This window comes from Streptomyces populi (genome assembly GCF_002911015.1).
GTDB classification, from domain to species: Bacteria; Actinomycetota; Actinomycetes; order Streptomycetales; family Streptomycetaceae; genus Streptomyces; species Streptomyces populi.
Map to the genome: position 1 here is coordinate 173,873 of NZ_KZ626842.1, position 16,394 is coordinate 190,266.

At 71.0% G+C, this 16,394-nt stretch carries 13 protein-coding genes; 6 read left to right on the forward strand and 7 right to left on the reverse strand.

Translation table 11 applies throughout. The features are described 5' to 3' along the window. Positions 1 to 87 precede the first annotated feature (87 nt). Complete coding sequence (locus CW362_RS02995; protein ID WP_103547740.1) at positions 88 to 1,140, reverse strand: hypothetical protein; 1,053 nt, start codon at positions 1,138 to 1,140, stop codon at positions 88 to 90. An 88-nt stretch (positions 1,141 to 1,228) separates the two neighbouring features. After that, a complete protein-coding gene (locus CW362_RS03000) occupies positions 1,229 to 2,476 on the reverse strand; it encodes an FUSC family protein (protein WP_103547741.1) in 1,248 nt (415 codons plus the stop codon). A 128-nt stretch (positions 2,477 to 2,604) separates the two neighbouring features. Here CW362_RS03000 and CW362_RS03005 point away from each other — a divergent pair, with 128 nt between their 5' ends. Further along, positions 2,605 to 3,201 (forward strand): TIGR03086 family metal-binding protein, encoded by a 597-nt coding sequence (locus CW362_RS03005; protein WP_103547782.1) that lies wholly within the window; start codon positions 2,605 to 2,607, stop codon positions 3,199 to 3,201. Positions 3,202 to 3,276: 75 nt separating this feature from the next. Here CW362_RS03005 and CW362_RS03010 read toward each other — a convergent pair whose 3' ends face one another. Continuing rightward, complete coding sequence (locus tag CW362_RS03010) at positions 3,277 to 3,771, reverse strand: FBP domain-containing protein (RefSeq protein WP_103547742.1); 495 nt, start codon at positions 3,769 to 3,771, stop codon at positions 3,277 to 3,279. A gap of 227 nt (positions 3,772 to 3,998) precedes the next feature. Between CW362_RS03010 and CW362_RS03015 the strand changes: the two genes are divergently transcribed. Together CW362_RS03015 and CW362_RS03020 are read left to right on the forward strand one after the other, a co-directional pair. Beyond that, positions 3,999 to 4,352 carry a CU044_2847 family protein gene (locus CW362_RS03015; protein WP_103547743.1) on the forward strand — a complete coding sequence of 118 codons (354 nt, stop codon included), beginning with the start codon at positions 3,999 to 4,001 and terminating at the stop codon, positions 4,350 to 4,352. A 4-nt stretch (positions 4,353 to 4,356) separates the two neighbouring features. Continuing rightward, on the forward strand, positions 4,357 to 8,520 hold the full coding sequence (locus CW362_RS03020) for an nSTAND1 domain-containing NTPase (RefSeq protein WP_240657622.1): 4,164 nt from the start codon (positions 4,357 to 4,359) through the stop codon (positions 8,518 to 8,520). Between the two features lie 106 nt (positions 8,521 to 8,626). On the opposite strand, the gene CW362_RS03025 is transcribed toward CW362_RS03020, so the two are convergent. Genes CW362_RS03025 through CW362_RS03040 form a run of 4 tightly spaced genes read right to left on the reverse strand, consistent with a single transcriptional unit; the run spans position 8,627 to position 13,227 of the window. Beyond that, entirely contained in the window at positions 8,627 to 9,985 is a 1,359-nt protein-coding gene (locus CW362_RS03025) for a GH1 family beta-glucosidase (RefSeq protein WP_103547744.1), read from the reverse strand. 47 nt (positions 9,986 to 10,032) lie between these two features. Continuing rightward, the gene (locus CW362_RS03030) at positions 10,033 to 10,905 is read right to left on the reverse strand and encodes a carbohydrate ABC transporter permease (RefSeq protein WP_103547745.1); all 873 of its coding nucleotides are present in this window, start codon (positions 10,903 to 10,905) and stop codon (positions 10,033 to 10,035) included. After that, positions 10,898 to 11,899, reverse strand: coding sequence for a carbohydrate ABC transporter permease (locus CW362_RS03035; RefSeq protein WP_103547746.1), 1,002 nt, complete (start codon positions 11,897 to 11,899; stop codon positions 10,898 to 10,900). The genes CW362_RS03030 and CW362_RS03035 overlap by 8 nt, the downstream gene beginning before the upstream one ends. A gap of 14 nt (positions 11,900 to 11,913) precedes the next feature. Then, a complete protein-coding gene (locus tag CW362_RS03040; RefSeq protein WP_103547747.1) occupies positions 11,914 to 13,227 on the reverse strand; it encodes an ABC transporter substrate-binding protein in 1,314 nt (437 codons plus the stop codon). Positions 13,228 to 13,394: 167 nt separating this feature from the next. Here CW362_RS03040 and CW362_RS03045 point away from each other — a divergent pair, with 167 nt between their 5' ends. The 3 genes from CW362_RS03045 (at position 13,395) to CW362_RS03055 (ending at position 16,369) form a co-directional block, all read left to right on the forward strand. Further along, the gene (locus tag CW362_RS03045; protein ID WP_103547748.1) at positions 13,395 to 14,717 is read left to right on the forward strand and encodes an ROK family transcriptional regulator; all 1,323 of its coding nucleotides are present in this window, start codon (positions 13,395 to 13,397) and stop codon (positions 14,715 to 14,717) included. A 107-nt stretch (positions 14,718 to 14,824) separates the two neighbouring features. Next, positions 14,825 to 15,658 (forward strand): alpha/beta fold hydrolase, encoded by an 834-nt coding sequence (locus CW362_RS03050; protein WP_103547749.1) that lies wholly within the window; start codon positions 14,825 to 14,827, stop codon positions 15,656 to 15,658. A gap of 474 nt (positions 15,659 to 16,132) precedes the next feature. Next, complete coding sequence (locus CW362_RS03055) at positions 16,133 to 16,369, forward strand: hypothetical protein (RefSeq protein WP_103547750.1); 237 nt, start codon at positions 16,133 to 16,135, stop codon at positions 16,367 to 16,369. Positions 16,370 to 16,394: the final 25 nt, after the last annotated feature.

Genomic DNA, 16,394 nt, shown 5'->3' on the forward strand with positions numbered 1-16,394 from the left:
CCTAGGCCTGGACGGCCACCTTGGCGTGCGGCACCCCGGAAGTGCAAGAAAGGCCCCGTGCGTCGCGCCGGGCGTTACGCACGGCGGTCACCAGTCGCCGTCCTCGACGGGCTTGCCCGGCGCGTCACCGAGCGGCTGCACCTGCTGGGGCGAGGGCTGCTGCCAGGGCTCGTGGTCGTCGCCCAGCCAGTCGCCGACGGGCCGCACCGCGCCGAGCCCGTCCGTGGGCGCCAGATCGTCGGCGTCCTGGTCGTAGTAGTCGAACCAGGGGAGCCCCGCGCGGGTGTACGCCGCACGGTCCACCGGGGACGGCGGCGGCGCCTCGCCGGTGATGCGGCGCCACTGCGGAGGCGTCACCAGGTGGACGAACACGCGTCCGCCCGGTTCCTTCGCCCATGCCTTCAGCGGCCGCTCGTCGCGGTAGACCTCCTGGCGCATCGAACCGCCGACGCCGAGGCCCATCGCCGGGGCCCTGTGCGCCCGGTCCCGGGCGGCCCCGCCGGGCCGGGGAGCGGCACCGGGCGCGGGCGGCGCGGCCATCATCGGCATGGCCGCGCCCGGCGCCCGGGGCATCCGTCGGCGCTCCTCCGCCCGGCGGCGCTCCGCCTCCCGCCACGCGGCCAGCTCCCCGGCCTCGAGCGGGAACGACTGGAGCTGGACACCGCCCCAGACCTCCTCACCGGTGACCTGGCCCTCGACCGTCGCCCCCAGCCCGAGCGGCACGGCCACGAACTGACGGACCGTCCCCTTGCCGGAGTTGATCCCGTCGAGCCATGGCTGCCGGGGCAGCGTGAGGTAGTTCTGCGGGTCACGGGTGAGCCGGGAGCTCCACGGCTTGCCGGAGACGGCACACACCTTGCCGACGCCCACCTGCAACGCGGCCGGCTCCGCCGTCCCGGCGAAACTCAGCCACATGGCCTCGCGCAGGTACACCGGCAGCATCACGCCGCCCCGCGCCCGCCACTCGGCCGGCACCCGGTCCCCGTAGTCCTCGACGCGCCGGACGGGGAACTCGCCGAGCCCCGGCGGCAGCGCGTGCGTGCCCGTCTCGGGCAGGCGCAGCGTCCGTACGAACCGCACCTGCACCCCGCCCGGCAGCCGCAGTGCGTTCCCGTCGATCCGTACGGTGTCCTCGGTCATCCGTCCGCCCCTTCGCTCGCCCTGTCCGCGGCCACGCCGGGCGGCTCACCGCCCCACGACGCCGTGCCGTCTCCCCACACGGAACCCGTCACCTAGAACGCCCGGACGCGGTGGAACGGTTCCGGCGCGGCAGGCGCAGCCGGCCGCGCAGCCGGGTGAGGCGCGGCCGGCGCTCGCGCTGCTCACGGGCGCAGCGGTCCAGTTCCTCGAACAGCCGCCTGGTGCGGTGCTCGGTGTCGAGCTCGTCGAGGATCCGGGTGATCTCGGCCAGGACGGAGCCGTGCAGCTGCCACTGGCTCGGGTCGCGCCGGACCTCGTCGAGGAACAGCTGGGCCAGTTTGTCGCGGGTTGCGGCGGCGGCGGCGAGTTGCGCGCTGAGCCGTTCCTCCGCGGACTCCGCGTTCTGCGTGACGTCGGTGGTCACCAGCACCGCGAAGCTGACGATGGCGTCGGCGACCTCGGACAGCAGCTCCTGAAGGACGATCCCGGCCTGCGGTTCGAACAGGGGCCGGGGTTCGCGCTCCTTGGCCAGGTCGGTGAGACTGCGCGCGATGACCCGCAGGACCACCGTGCAGATCTCCAGGGTGTCCAGGCCGGTCCGCAGCACGACCCGGTGCAGCAGCCCCTCGCGCACCCGCGGGTTGAGCTTGAGGCTGTCCTCGGCCTGCCGCAGGGCGGCGTCCACCCCGGCGATGTCGTTGTCGAGCCGGCGGGCCTCGTGCAGCCGCTCGGCCGCCACATGGAACGGCGTGTGCGCGACGGCGCCCTCGCCGACCCGCAGCATCAGCTGCCGCATCCGGCGCGCCAGGTCCTCGATCTGCTCCCCGGCCACACCCACCCACACGGGTGGCGCGAGCACGAGGTTGCAGGCGAGGCCCACGACCGCCCCGATCAGCGTCTCCAGCACGCGGGCCCACGCGGTGCTGCCCACCCGGGTGACACCGAGGACCAGCATGGCGCTGATCGCCACCTCCGGCACGAACTCGTCGACCCGGACGAGATGTCCCACCACCAGCGAGGCGAGGATGATCAGACCCAGACTCCACCAGGTCAGACCCACCAGGCTGCTGAAGCCGATGGCGATGACGACGCCCACCACCACGGAGTTCACCCGCCGGATCGCGGTGGTGATCGTCGAGTACAGGGTGACCTGGACGACCAGCAGCGCGGTCAGGGGAGCGGTCAGCGGCGCGGGCTCGGGACTGAGATGGATGGCCACCACGTACGCGATCGTCGCGGCGGCCGTCGAACGAAGTGTCTGGACGACCACCGGCTCCCGGCGCCGCTCCACGATCTTCGCGACGGATGCCGTCCACTCACCACGTGCCTCGTGCATCCTTGGTGCCTTCCCGCTCGACACGGATACCGAACGTGTCGATCGCGGACCGTACCTGTCCGCAAGGGGCCCTAGATTGAAGGCATCGGCTGGATCGGACCGCACCAGGAGGCACCGGAATGAGCGCGATGAGCGATCTCGAGGGCATCGAACTGCTGACGCTGTCCCACGACCGGCTGCGCGCCGTGGTCGCGGGTGTGCCGGAGGGCGCGTGGTCGGCGCCCACGCCGTGCAGCGAGTGGACGGTGGCCCAGGTGCTCAACCACGCCCGGCTCGACCAGCAGGCGTACGGCGCGGCGGTCACCGGCGCCGGGTGGCCCGAGGCGGACCCCTTCCACCCGGCCGACGCGCTGGAGGCCGATGTGACGGCGGAGCTCGACAAGGTCCTCACCGGCGTCGCCGGTGTCTACGCGGACCTGCCCGTCGGCGCGGAGGAGGTGGCGACGCCGCTCGGGCCGCTGCCACCGCGCGTGGCGGCGGCAGCGGCCGCCATGGACGCCGCCGTGCACGCCTGGGACATCGCCGTGGCAACCGGCCAGGCGTCACCCCTCGACGACGCCCTGGCCGGGGGCGTCCGGCTCGCGGCGGACCGGCTGGCCGACCACCTCCGCGACGCGTTCGGCGTGTTCGCCGCCGCGCGCGAGGTGCCGGAGGGCGCCGGCCGGGCCGAGGCGCTGCTCGCCTTCCTGGGCCGCGACCCGCACTGGACGCCGGCCGGTTCCTGACGGACCCCGGCTTCTCGCGGCCTCCGGCGCCGGAGCGGCGGCCACGGTCCGCGGTTCGTACGTGCGCCCGTGGTCTCAGTCGCGCAGCTTCGCCAGGAAGGCGGACAGATTGCCGACCGTCCGGGCGATCTGCTGCTCCGTCGTGAGGGACTCCTCGAAGCGGCTGCCCGACAGGGGGGTCTTCTTCCCCCGGACGTAGAGGGAACAGGCGAGGTCGGCGCAGACGTAGACGCCGACCGAGTTGCCCTCGCGGCCCGCCGCTCCCGCCTTGCGGGCGGTCATCAGGGAGACGCCGCCGCCGGGGTGCGTCGTCAGGCACAGCGAGCACATGCTCCGGTGCAGGAACCCGTGCCGGGACGGGGGGAGGCGCAGGGTGACGCCCACGAGATCCCCGTCCCGTTCGGACACGAGATAACTCCGGTCGGGCGCGCCGGGATCCCGCCAGCCCAGGAAGTCCAGGTCGTCCCAGGGAAGCCCGTCGAGATCGCGAGGCGTGGCGAGCCGCTTGGCCTCCCCCCGGGAGCAGTTGACGAACGAGTCACGGATGGCCTGCTCGGTGAGCGCGCGCACGGGGTTCTCCTGGTCTCCGGATGCCTTCGATCAAAACCTAGGGGCACTAGGTTTTGATCGAAGGTACCTAGGTCGACGAAAGGGATCCACCGGATTTCGGCGGAAGCTCCGGGTGCCGGTCCGCCCGCCGTCTCACTCGTACGACTCACCCCGCATGCGGCATATGTCGGCGTCAAGAATGCTGGTCAGGTGGTTGGAGAGCCGGTACGAGAGGCGGGCTGGGCGCGATGACATCTCTGACGCGGATTCCGTTGGACGGCGGAGGCGTCCTCCTGGTCGAGCGACCGGCCGCCGCCGCGGGGGACGGGCCGGTGAAAGCCGGTCGCATCGGCGATGCCGTACGCGAGTTGCCGATGACGTTGCAGGGAGCGCTGGAGCCGATCACGGAGGCCGCCCACGCCACTCTCGAACAGCTGCGCAAGGCCCGGCCCGACGTGATCACCGTCAGGTTCGGCGTCGAACTCGGGGCCCAGGCCGGGGCCGTCATCACCAGGACCGAGGCCAACTGCCACCTCACCGTGACCGTGACCTGGAAGCGCGACGGAGTGGAGCCTCCGCCCCCGACCGAGAGCACGAGTTGATCCCGTGGCCGGCGAGGAGGAGGTACCGGAGGGCGGCACCGCATCGGACCTGGTCGCGGCCGTGGCCCAGATCATCGGCCCGGACGGGGCCGTGGCCGGGACGGGATTCATGGTGGCCGACGGGGTCGTGGTCACGTGTGCGCACGTCGTCGAAGCGGCCGGGAGCGGGCCCGGGGAGGGGGTCCTGCTGTCCTTTCCCCATGTGCGGGGCGCGGACCGCGTGGAGGGCTGGGTCCCGGGCGAGCTGTGGCGTTCCCCCGAGGCCGAGGACGTGGCCTTCGTCCGGCTGAACGGCACACCGGCGGGGGCGCGGACGATGCCGTTGGGTTCCGCGGAAGGATGCAGAGGCCGCCAGATCCGTTCCTTCGGATTCCCCGCCCAGGCCCCGCCGGAAGGGCACTTCGGCTTCGGCGTGGCCGGCGATCTGCTGCCGGGAGCGGACGGCAGGTGCACGCACCTCCAGCTGACCGCCGCGAACGACCTCACCACCGGCTTCAGCGGCGGACCCGTCCTCGACGAGACGACCGGCTTGGTCCTCGGCATGCTCACCGAGATCGCCGCGCCCGACGCGTACGAACGCGGGCAGGGCATCGCGTACGTCACTCCGACGCAGGTGCTGCGGGAGGTCATGCCGGAGCTGGCCGAGCGCGAGGTCTGCCCCTACCGGGGGCTGGAGCCGTTCACCGCGGAGCACGCGCAGTGGTTCCAGGGCCGCCAGGACGCCGTGCGGCAGGTCCTGACGAACCTGGCCCGGCAACAGCGGCTGACGCTGCTGCTCGGGCCGTCGGGGTCGGGCAAGTCGTCGCTGATCCAGGCGGGTGTGCTGCGGGCGCTGGCGGCGGGGGAGCTGCCGGGGAGCGACCGCTGGCTGCCCGTCCTCACCCGGCCGAGGCAGGACATGCTCGCCGAGATCGAACGGGCGGGGCTGCCGGGGGCGAGCAGTGACGGGATCGTGGCGGCGGTCAACCGGAGGCTCGTCGCCGATCCCGGTCATCAGCGCGTCCTGCTGGTCATCGACCAGTTCGAGGAACTCCTGGTCCAGACGGCCAAGGGGCGGCTGCGGGACCTCCTGTCCGCCATCGACGAGGTCACCACCGCCACCGACCCGTACACCAAGCTCACCGTGATCCTGATCATGCGTGACGACTTCTACCCCCAACTGGCTTCCCTGGCGCCCAAGTTGCTGGAAGCCGCGATGCCGGGGCTCCTCAACGTACCGGGCACGCTGAGCCAGCAGGACCTGCACGACATCATCGTCCTGCCCGCCCGGGACGTGGGACTCCACTTCCAGCAGGGGCTCCCCGAGCGGATCATCGGTGATGTCCTGGAGATCACGCCCGAAGGGGCCGTCACCTGCCAGGCGCCGGTCACCGTGCTGCCGCTGCTGGAGATGGCGCTCAGCCAGCTCTGGCTCCGGCGGCGGGACGGATACCTCACCCACGAGGCGTACCGTCGCATCGGAGGGGTCAGCGGAAGCGTGACCACGTGGTGCGACAGCGCCCTGAGCGAACTGTCCGCGGAACAGCGGACCATCGCCCGGCGGACGCTGACGTCCCTGGTGCACCCCGCCGACCCGGGCCACAACATCACGGCCGTCCGCACGCAGGTCCCCCTCGACGAGCTGCGCGAGCTGGCGGCGGACCCCGACGACCCTCCCGGCGGTGAGAGGGCCGCCGTCGACGACGTCATCGCCGCCCTCGCGCGCCATCGGATCATCACCACCCAAGCGCTTCACGCTCCGCAGGACCCCGGTGCTCCCTCCGGGGCGCCGGTGGCCGAGCTGATCCACGAGGCTCTCATCCGCGACTGGGGCGCCCTGCGCGAGTGGGTCAGCCAGGACCACCGTTTCCAGGAATGGCTCGACCACATCCGTGAGCGGCAGGCCCACTGGGCCGTGGCGAAGGACCCCGGGGACCTGCTGGGCGGGACAGCGCTGGCGGAGGGGCTCGAATGGTCGCGGCGGCGTCGGCTGCCGGCCGAGATCGCGGGTTACCTCGACGCCAGCAGGCAGCGCCAGCGGGCCGCCATCCGCCGCAGCAGGCAGCTCAACGGGGTTCTCGGCTGCCTGCTGGTCCTCGCCCTGCTGGCCGCGGGGGGCGCGATCTGGCAGTGGCGGACGGTGATCGCCACGCGGCAGACAGCTCTGTCACGGCAACTCGCGGCCCAGTCCGACGGACTCTTCGCCGGCAACCCGGAACTGGCCGCGCTGCTGGCCGTTCAGGCATACGGAACCAGCCATACGCCTGAGGCCGTGGAAAGCCTGCGAAGTGGCGCGACCCTGCCGGTGCACCGCCGACTGTCCGGCCACACCGACGAGGTGTACGCGGTGGCGTTCAGCCATGACGGCCACACGCTGGCCACGGGTGGTGCCGACCGGACGGTCCGTCTGTGGGATCCGACCACCGGCAGGGCCCGCGCCACGGTCAAGGACCACACGGGTCAGGTGACGTCGGTGGCGTTCAGCCCCGACGGGAGCACGCTGGCCACGGGCAGCGCCGACGGGACGGTGCGTCTGCGGGACCCGGTCACCGGCGGGACCCGCACCACACTCGAAGGACGCCAGGCCGAGGGGGTGTACGCGGTGGCGTTCAGCCCCGACGGCCACACCCTCGCCACGGGCTGCGCCGACGGGACGGTGCGTCTACGGGACCCGGTCACCGGCAGGACCCGCGCCACACTCGAAGGGCACAAGGCCGAGGTGTACGCGGTGGCGTTCAGCCCCGACGGCCACACGCTGGCCACGGGTGGCGCCGACCGGACGGTTCGTCTGTGGGACCCGGCCACCGGAAACCCCCGCAAAACACTCAAAGAGCACACGCAGCCGGTGTCTTCAGTGACGTTCAGCCCCGACGGCCACACTCTCGCCACCGCCGACGGCTACGACGCTCACCTGAGGGACCCGGTCACCGGCAAGATCCGCGTCACACTCGAAGCCACAGCGTTCGCGATGGCCTTCAGCCCGGACAGCAAGACCTTCGCCACCGTCAGCGACCGCCTCGTACAGCTCTGGGACGCAGCCACCAACTCGCTTCGAGCCACCCTCAACGGGCACGCCAACGAGGTTCTCGCGCTGGCCTTCAGCCAGGACGGCCGTACCCTCGCCACCGTCGGCCGGGACAAGACGGCACGTCTGTGGAGCGTCACCACCGACAAGAAGCACGGCACATTCAGGGGACACACCAAAACGGTGTACGAGGTGGCGTTCAGCCCTGACGGACACACCCTCGCCACCGCCAGCGCCGACAAAACCGCCCGCCTCTGGGACGTGGCCACCGGCAAGACCCGCAGCACGCTCAAAGGACACACCGACGAGGTGAACGAGGTGGCGTTCAGTCCTGACGGCCACACCCTCGCCACCGCCAGCGACGACTCCACCGCCCGCCTCTGGGATGTGGCCACGGGCGAGTTCCGCAGGAAACTCAAGGGACACAAGGGCAGGGTGTACGGTGCGGAGTTCAGTCCCGACGGTCGTACCCTCGCCACCGCCAGCGCCGACAAAACCGTCCGTCTTTGGGATGTGGCCACCGGCAGACTCCGCGGCACGCTCAGAGGACACACCGACGAGGTGAGCGCGGTGGCGTTCAGTCCCAACGGCCGCACCCTCGCCACCGCCAGCGCCGACACCACCGTACGGCTCTGGGACGTGGCCACCGAAAAGCCCCGCAGAACACTCACAGGACACAACGACGTGGTGAGCGCGGTGGCGTTCAGTCCCGACGGTCATACCCTCGCCACCGCCAGCGCCGACGAGACCGTACGGCTGTGGGATACGGCCACGGGTGACATGCGTATCTCCCTGACCGCGCGCGTCGGATGGGCGAGCGCGGTGGCGTTCAGCCCCGATGGACACACCCTCGCCACCGCCGATACCGCCAGCAGCGGCGCGTACAGCGAGACAGTACGGTTGTGGGACGGGATCACCGGCAAGATCCTTACCAGCTTCAAGGTCGATGGGATCTATTCGCTGGCGTTCAGTCCTGACGGTCGCACCCTCGCCACCGCCGACGGGGACGTTCAGACAGCCCAGCTGTGGCACGTCAACACATCCCTCAAGCCCGCCCAGGCGATCAAGCAGATCTGCCACACCTTCGGCCGTGACTTTACCCAGGATGAACGTGCGACCTACCTCCATGACAAGTCGACGAAACACGCATGCCCATCCGACTGACGGCAGGCCGCCCCGGGCCCGCCGTCACACCTGCCCGGTGCTTGTCGCACTCCGCCTCCGGCGGACCGGCCGGCCGTTCTGGCCGACCGGCTCGCCGCCGACCGGCTCAGGCCGCCCTGCTCGCGCCCCCGAGGTGCTCCCGCACGATCTCCGCGTAGCGGTGGCCGCTGCCCTTGATCGTCCTCACCTGCGTCTTGTAGTCGACGTGCACCAGACCGAACCGCTTGTCGTAGCCGTACGCCCACTCGAAGTTGTCCAGCAGCGACCAGGCGAAGTACCCGGCCAGCGGGGCGCCCTTGCGGGCCGCCGAGGCGCAGGCCGCCAGGTGCTGTTCGAGGTACGCGACGCGCTCCGGGTCGTGGACGGTGCCGTCGGGGCGTACGACGTCGGGGTAGGCGGAGCCGTTCTCCGTGACGTACAGCCTGCGGGCGCCGTACTCGTTCGTCAGGCGCAGCAGCAGGCTCTCGATGCCGGCCGCCTCGATCTCCCAGTCCATGGCCGTGACGGGCACGCCGGGCCGGCGGATCTGGCGCGCGTACGGGGCCGGGCCGGTGGGGTCGTCGACGACGTGGGACGGGAAGTAGTAGTTCAGGCCCAGCCAGTCCAGCGGTGCCGCCATCGTCTCCAAGTCCCCGGCGACCTCGGGGAGTTCGACCCCGTAGACCTCGACCATGTCGGCGGGGAAGCCGCGGCCGTGCACCGGGTCGAGCCACCAGCGGTTGGTGTGTCCGTCGAGCCGCTTCGCCGCCGCGACGTCCTCCGGGCGGTCGGTGGCGGCCTCGATGCTGCCCAGGTTGTTGACGATGCCGATCTGCGCGCCCGGTGCGGCCGCGCGGATCGCCTGGGTGGCGAGTCCGTGGCCGAGCAGGAGGTGGTACGAGGCGCGGACGGCGGTCGTGAGGTCGGCCAGACCGGGGGCCATCCGCCCCTCCAGGTGGCCGATCCAGGCCGAGCACAGCGGCTCGTTGAGGGTGGTCCAGTGCCGGACGCGGTCGCCGAGCCGCTCCGCGACGGCCGAGGCGTAGGCGGCGAGGTGGTGCGCGGTGTCACGGGCCGGCCAGCCGCCCCGGTCCTGGAGCACCTGCGGCAGGTCCCAGTGGTAGAGGGTGACCGAGGGCGTGATGCCCGCCTCCAGCAGGCCGTCGATCAACGCGTCGTAGTAATCGAGGCCCTTGGTGTTGACCGGGCCGTCGCCGCCCGGCATCACCCGGGGCCACGCGACGGACAGCCGGTAGGCGTTGGTGCCGAGCCGGCGCATGATCTCGATGTCCTCGCGCCAGCGGTGGTAGTGGTCGCAGGCGACGTCCCCGTCGTCGCCGTTGTCCACTTTGCCGGGGGTGTGGGAGAAGGTGTCCCAGATGGAGGGGGAGCGGCCGTCCTCGGCGACGGCGCCCTCGATCTGGTAGGCCGACGTGGCCGTGCCCCACAGGAAGTCCTCGGGGAGGGCGGCGAGGTCGATGGTCACTGAAGTCCCTTCTTCGTCAACGGGGTCGGTGGGATCGGTGGGGCCGGTCACTTGACGGCTCCCGCCGTGAGACCGGCGACGAGATAGCGCTGGAGCAGCAGGAAGCCGGCCACCACGGGGACGCTGACGACCAGCGAGGCGGCCATGATCTGGTTCCAGTACACGTCGTTGAGCGTGGAGTAGCCCTGGAGTCCGACGGCGAGGGTACGGGTGGTGTCGTTGGTCATCACCGACGCGAACAGCACTTCGCCCCAGGCGGTCATGAAGGCGTAGACGGCGACCGCGACGATGCCCGGGATCGCCGCCGGGACGACGACGCGGAAGAGTGCCCCGAGCGGCCCGCAGCCGTCCACCAGCGCCGCCTCGTCGAGATCGCGGGGCACCGAGTCGAAGTACCCGATCAGCATCCAGATCGAGAACGGCAGCGAGAAGGTCAGATACGTGAGGATCAGACCGCCGCGCGAGCCGAACAGCGCGATGCCGGTGGCGTTGCCGATGTTGACGTAGATCAGGAACAGCGGCAGCAGGAACAGGATGCCCGGGAACATCTGGGTGGACAGCACGGTGACCGTGAAGACGCGCTTGCCGCGGAAGCTGTAGCGGCTGACGGCGTAGGCGGAGAAGACGGCGATCACGACCGAGCAGGCCGTGGCCGCCCCGGCCACGATCAGCGAGTTCACGAAGTAGCGCGCCAGCGGCACCGTGGACCAGATGTCGACGTACGGCCGCAGGGTCAGGCCGCTCGGTATCCAGCGGAACTTCCCCGAGACGTCCGCGAGCGGCTTCAGCGAGCTGGAGACCATGACGTAGACAGGCACCAGGACGAAGCCGGTGAGCAGGGTGAGGAAGATCCGCCGGGACCACAGGAAGGACCGCGGCGGGGCCATCGGGGAGCGGGGCGTGGTGGAGGTGCTAGACATCGGCCGTCTTCCTTCCCCGGGAGGTCAGCAGCAGGTAGACGCCGGTCACCACGAGCAGGAAGAGCAGCAGCAGCACGGACATCGCCGAGCCGGTGCCGAAGTTCCAGGTGACGAAGGACGCCTGATAGATGTGGACCGAGATGAGGTCCGCCGATTCCGGGGCGGTCCTGCCGAACAGGACGAACGGCGTGTTGAAGTCGTTGAACGTCCACAGGAACAGCACCAGCACCAGCACCTGGTTGACCGGCCTGAGCGACGGCAGGGTGATGCGGCGCAGCTGCTGCCACAGGCCGGCGCCGTCGAGGGCGGCGGCCTCGTACAGCTCGCCCGGGATGTTCTGCAGACCGGCCATGACGATCAGGAAGGCGAACGGCCAGCCCTTCCAGACGGACACGGTCAGCAGGGCGTAGAAGCTGTTGTCGCCGATCAGCCAGAAGGACGGCTTGTCGGTGAGGTGCAGCTGGTCGTGCAGGACGTGGTTCACCAGGCCGTTGTCGTGCTGGAACATGAACACCCAGGTGATCACGGCCGCGTACACGGGCAGCGCGTACGGGACCAGGAACAGGGCCCGCAGCACGCCGCGCCCCACGAAGTTGTCCTGCATGTAGACCGCGGCCGCCGTGCCGATCAGCCAGCACAGGCCGACCGAGAGCAGGGTGAAGCCGATGGTGACGAAGAACGAGTGCAGCAGCGCCTCGCCGACGGGCTCGTCGAAGTGCACCGACACCGAGTAGTTGTCGAGGCCCGCCCAGGGAGCCGTGCCCCAGTCGCGGATGTAGAACTGCGTGAGCTCCTTGAAGCTCATCACGATGCCGATCACCATCGGCACCAGGTGGACCAGGAGTTCGAGGGCGAGGGCGGGCAGGAGGAGCAGGTAGGGCAGTCCGATGCGCTTGATCCGCCCGGTGCGGCGCGGGCCGCGCGCCGCACCGGGGGAGCTCTTGCGCACCGTCCGCTCGCCGGGTTCGGCGGAGGCGGCGGTCGTGGTGGTCATGGCGGTGTCCGCACTCACTTCTTCGGCATCTGCTGCTGGGCCTTCTCGAGCGCCGCCTTCACCGACGCGGTGGTCACCGCGCGTCCGGCGGCGGCGTCGGCGAACAGACCCTTGATGGCGGTGCCGACCGCGGTCTCGAACTGCGACTCGTCCGCCACCTGCGGCAGCGAGGCCGCGCTCTTGGCCAGGGTGTCCTTGATGACCGCGTTCGAGGGGGAGGTGAACGCGGTGTCCGTCTGGGCGGCCTTGATCGGCGGGATCGTGGTGTAGGCCTGGTTGAGGATCTTCTGTTCGGCGTCACTGGTCAGGAACTTCACGAACTTCGTGGCGCCGTCGAGGTTCTTGGAGTTCTTGAACACCGCGACGTTGATGCCCGCGACCATCGAGTTGACGTTCGTGCCCGAGCCCGGGGCGCCGGACTGCACGGGCACCGGTGCGATGCCGTACGCGTCCTCGTCCATGCCCTGCGACTTGAGGTTGGCGACCGCCGACTGCCACAGCAGCATCGCGTTCTTGCCCTTGGCGAAGTCGCTCACGGACTGGTTCTGCGCGTACTCGGCGTTGCCCGGGGCGATGATCTTGTCCTTCGCCATCAGGTCGACGTACTGCTTGACCGCGGAGACGACCCCGTCACTGGTGAAGTCGGCCTTGCCGTCGGCGGTGAAGAAGTCGGCGCCGTGCTGCTTGGCGAAGACGAAGGCGTGGTGGATGTTCTCCGAGGGGTTCGAACCCTCCGCGCCCAGACCCCACTTGCCGTCCTTCGAGAGCTTCTTGCCGTCGGCGACCAGCTCGTCCCAGGTGGCCGGCGGCTTCGAGATCCCGGCGTCGGCGAACATCTTCTTGTTGTAGTAGAGCGCGTACGACATCGAGTACAGCGGTATCGCGGCGGGGTCCTTGCCCTCGGCGCCCGTGGAGCCGAGCACCGACTCGACGAAGCGGTCCTTGCCGCCGATCTTGGCGAAGTTCTTCGCGTCCCAGGGCAGCAGTGCGCCGGTGGCCTGGAGGGAGGCGCTCCAGCTGTTGCCTATGTTGAGGACGTCGGGGCCCTGGCCCGAGGTCGTGGCGGTGAGGATCCGGTTCAGCAGGTCGGTCCAGGGGACGACCTCCAGCTTCACCTTGATGCCGGTCTGCTTCTCGAACTTGGCGAGCTCGGGCGCGAGGACCTTCTTGTCGATCTCGATGCTGGCGCCCTGGTTGGACGCCCAGTACGTGAGCGTCTTCGGCGAGGAGTCGGACCCGCCGCTCGACGAGCCGCCGCCACAGGCGGTCGCGGCGGTCAGCAGGGAGATGGTGACCGCACCGGCGGCCGCGGCTCGGATTCTGCGCATGACTGCTTCTGTCCCTTTCCCGGAGGGAGCGACGACGGCGTCCGTGTTCACTTCCCGAACGACCATCATGGCTTAATTTAGGACGTGAGTTAAGACCCGGAAGAAAGTCGCGTCAAGGGATCGCGCAGGGGTATCTTGCAGGTCGAGCAGGCCGGAAGGGACATCACATGGCGGGTCGGAACGGGCGGACAGTGCGTGACCTGCGGCGGGGCAACCGGACCGCCGTACTACAACGGTTGTATTTCGACGGGCCGATGAGCCGCTACGAACTCGGTCCCGCGACCGGGCTGAGTTCCGGATCCATCAGCAACGTGGTCGCCGAACTCGTCGCCGACGGCCTCGTCGAGGAGGCCGGAAGCGTGGACTCCGACGGCGGCCGTCCCCGCACCCTGCTGCGCGTCGTGCCCGGCAGCGGTCACATGATCGGCGTCGACGTCGGCGAGACCCGCGTCCGCGTCGAGCTGTTCGACCTGACCCTCACCGAACTCGCCCGCACCGAGAGGCCGTTGGAGCGCCAGGGCTACGAGGCCGACCGGTCGCCGAGACGTCAGGAGTACGACGTCGACGTCATCGTCGGCCACATCCGCGACGGCATCGCCGAGGTCCTGGCCGAGGCGGACATCGCCCCCGAGCGGCTCCTCGGCGTCGGCATAGGGGTGCCCGGCATCGTCGCCCGCACCCCCGAGCGCGGCGCGGTCGTGCACGGCCAGACCATCGGCTGGGACGCCGTCCCGCTGGAGTCCCTGCTCCGCTCCGCCTGCGAACTCCCCGACACCGTGCCGTACTTCGCGGACAACGGAGCCCGCACCCTCGGCCAGGCCGAGATGTGGTTCGGTGCCGGACGCGGTGCCCGCAACGCGGTGGTCGTGCTCTTCGGCTCCGGTGTGGGCGCCTGTCTGGTCACCGAGGACGTCGAGAACGGCCGGTCCGTCGAGTGGGGGCACCTGACCGTCCGGGTCAGGGGCCGCCGCTGCCGCTGCGGCGCCCTCGGCTGCCTGGAGGCGTACGCGGGCGCGGAAGCGCTCCTGGACCGCTGGCGCGAGGAGGGCGGACGGCCCCCGGAGGGCACCGACGAGGAGACCGCGCTCACCGCGATGCTCGCGGCCGCCTACCCGCCCCAGGGCACCGAACCCGACCGCATCGCGCTCGCCGTCCTCGAGGAGACCGCGGAGTACCTGGGCGCGGGCCTCTCCGACCTGATCAACCTCTTCCAGCCCGAACGCATCCTCATCGGCGGCTGGGCCGGCCTCCAGCTCGGCTCCCGCTTCCTCCCCGCCGTCCGCCGGTACGCCTCCTCCTACGCCCTGCGCTATCCCGCCCAGCACGTCACCGTGGACCTCGGCCGCCTCGGCCCCGACGCCGTCACGGTCGGCGCCGCGATCCTGCCGCTGGCCGACTTCTTCGCGCGCGGCGGCCGGCGTGCGGAACCCGCGCCGACGGGACCGTCACCCGCCTGGCGCACGGCCCTGGAGGAACGGGCGCCGCACTGACCCCCGCGTTCGCATGACCTCCGGGGTAATCGACGCCGTCACCGCCTCCCGGAAGCATGGAGGGCACAGCGACCCGCCCCCGTACCACCGGATCCCGGGAGGACCCCATGCCGTACTTCACGAGCCCCGTCGACGGTGCCCGGCTGCACTTCGTCGACTACGGCCCCGCCACCGGCCAGGTGGTCGTCTTCGTGAACAGCTCCTACTTCGGCACGGAGATGTGGGAGTACCAGATGCTGCCGCTCGCCGACGCCGGCTACCGGTGCGTCGGGTTCGACCGGCGGGGACACGGCAGGTCCGACGACGTCTGGGGAGGCTTCGACCTCGACAGCCTCGCCGACGACGTCGACGGGCTGCTGCGCCACCTCGACCTGCGCGAGGTCACCCTGGTCGGGCACTCCCTCGGGACCGCCGAGATCGTCCGCTGTCTGACCCGGCACGGAGCCGGGCGGGTGGCGAGGCTGGCGCTGGTGGCGGGCATGGCACCGGGCCCGGTGCGGTCCGCGAACCATCCCGAGGGCGTCGACCCGGCGCTCGTCGAGGCGGGCAACGAGGCCTTCCGCCGCGACCGGGCCGCGTTCTTCGAGGACGGCGCCCACGCGTTCTTCGCCCTGGGCCTCCCCGGCAACGACCTCTCCGAGGCCTACGTACGATCCATGATCGACCGCTGTCACGGCGCGACCGCACGCGCGGGAGCCGCCCTCGGCGACCTCGTCGTCACCCTGGACGTCGCTCCCGAGCTCGCGAAGCTCGACCTGCCCGCCCTCGTCGTGCACGGCACGCACGACGAGTCGGCGCCGCTGGAGCTGACCGGCCGCCGGGCGGCCGAGCTGCTGCCCGACAGCACGCTCAAGGTCTACGAGAACGCCGGTCACGGCCTGTTCGCCACGCATCGCGAACAACTCACCGCGGATCTGATGGAGTTCATGGCGGGCAGGTGAGACGCCCGGTGCGGCCGGTGTTCACCCGGTTCACCCGAAGGCGTTCACCCGGTCCGGGCAGGGGAAAGGCCCCGACCGGACGGGGGAATCTCGGTCGGGGCCGCCTGGGGTGGGCGCCGATGGCGGTCGCCTCGCGGCGAAACGCTCCACAGGGCTTCAGCCGGACGATCGTCCCTGCGGGCAGAGGTGAGGCCCGGGGACACTGTCCCATCCACACCCACGGTTCGTTCAACGGGTAACTACTTGTGGGTGTTCCCCGGAACGGCGCCGGCAGCGGTGACGTGCGTCACGGTGTCTCGGGGGTCCGGGGGGAGAGAGTGCCGGGGCCTGGGGGGCCGGAGGGGCGAGCCTCACCCGGCCGGGCGAACGCCCCGGTGTCCGCCGCTGCGCCCGGGCCGGGCCGTACGGACGGCGGCCCCCCGGTGCTCCACCGCTGACCAGCGGGAAGAGCGGCAATCCCCTTACGCTCTAGTCATGACCGAAAGCGAGAGCCCGCGCATCTCCCACCCACGGATCCTGGTGCTCGGGGTGCAGCCGGGCACACCGCCGTTCCGGATCATGGAGATCGACGGCGAGATGGTGGGCGAGGCGAAGGCGATCACGGACGTCCTGGAGTACGCGGCGGCGTACGGCATCACGGTCGACGATCTCGACGACCCCGACGTGGTCCGCTGGGTGGGCGGCGACAAACTCACCTGGCATCCGCGCTGACGCGGTCGCGGCGGCGCGGGGCGGT

Excerpts from the sequence above, each read along its gene's own strand:
- CW362_RS02995 (WP_103547740.1), bottom strand. The coding sequence starts at position 1,140 with ATGACCGAGGACACCGTACGGATCGACGGGAACGCACTGCGGCTGCCG.
- CW362_RS03000 (WP_103547741.1), bottom strand. The coding sequence starts at position 2,476 with ATGCACGAGGCACGTGGTGAGTGGACGGCATCCGTCGCGAAGATCGTG.
- CW362_RS03005 (WP_103547782.1), top strand. The coding sequence starts at position 2,605 with ATGAGCGATCTCGAGGGCATCGAACTGCTGACGCTGTCCCACGACCGG.
- CW362_RS03015 (WP_103547743.1), top strand. The coding sequence starts at position 3,999 with ATGACATCTCTGACGCGGATTCCGTTGGACGGCGGAGGCGTCCTCCTG.
- CW362_RS03030 (WP_103547745.1), bottom strand. The coding sequence starts at position 10,905 with ATGTCTAGCACCTCCACCACGCCCCGCTCCCCGATGGCCCCGCCGCGG.
- CW362_RS03035 (WP_103547746.1), bottom strand. The coding sequence starts at position 11,899 with ATGACCACCACGACCGCCGCCTCCGCCGAACCCGGCGAGCGGACGGTG.
- CW362_RS03040 (WP_103547747.1), bottom strand. The coding sequence starts at position 13,227 with ATGCGCAGAATCCGAGCCGCGGCCGCCGGTGCGGTCACCATCTCCCTG.
- CW362_RS03045 (WP_103547748.1), top strand. The coding sequence starts at position 13,395 with ATGGCGGGTCGGAACGGGCGGACAGTGCGTGACCTGCGGCGGGGCAAC.
- CW362_RS03050 (WP_103547749.1), top strand. The coding sequence starts at position 14,825 with ATGCCGTACTTCACGAGCCCCGTCGACGGTGCCCGGCTGCACTTCGTC.
- CW362_RS03055 (WP_103547750.1), top strand. The coding sequence starts at position 16,133 with ATGACCGAAAGCGAGAGCCCGCGCATCTCCCACCCACGGATCCTGGTG.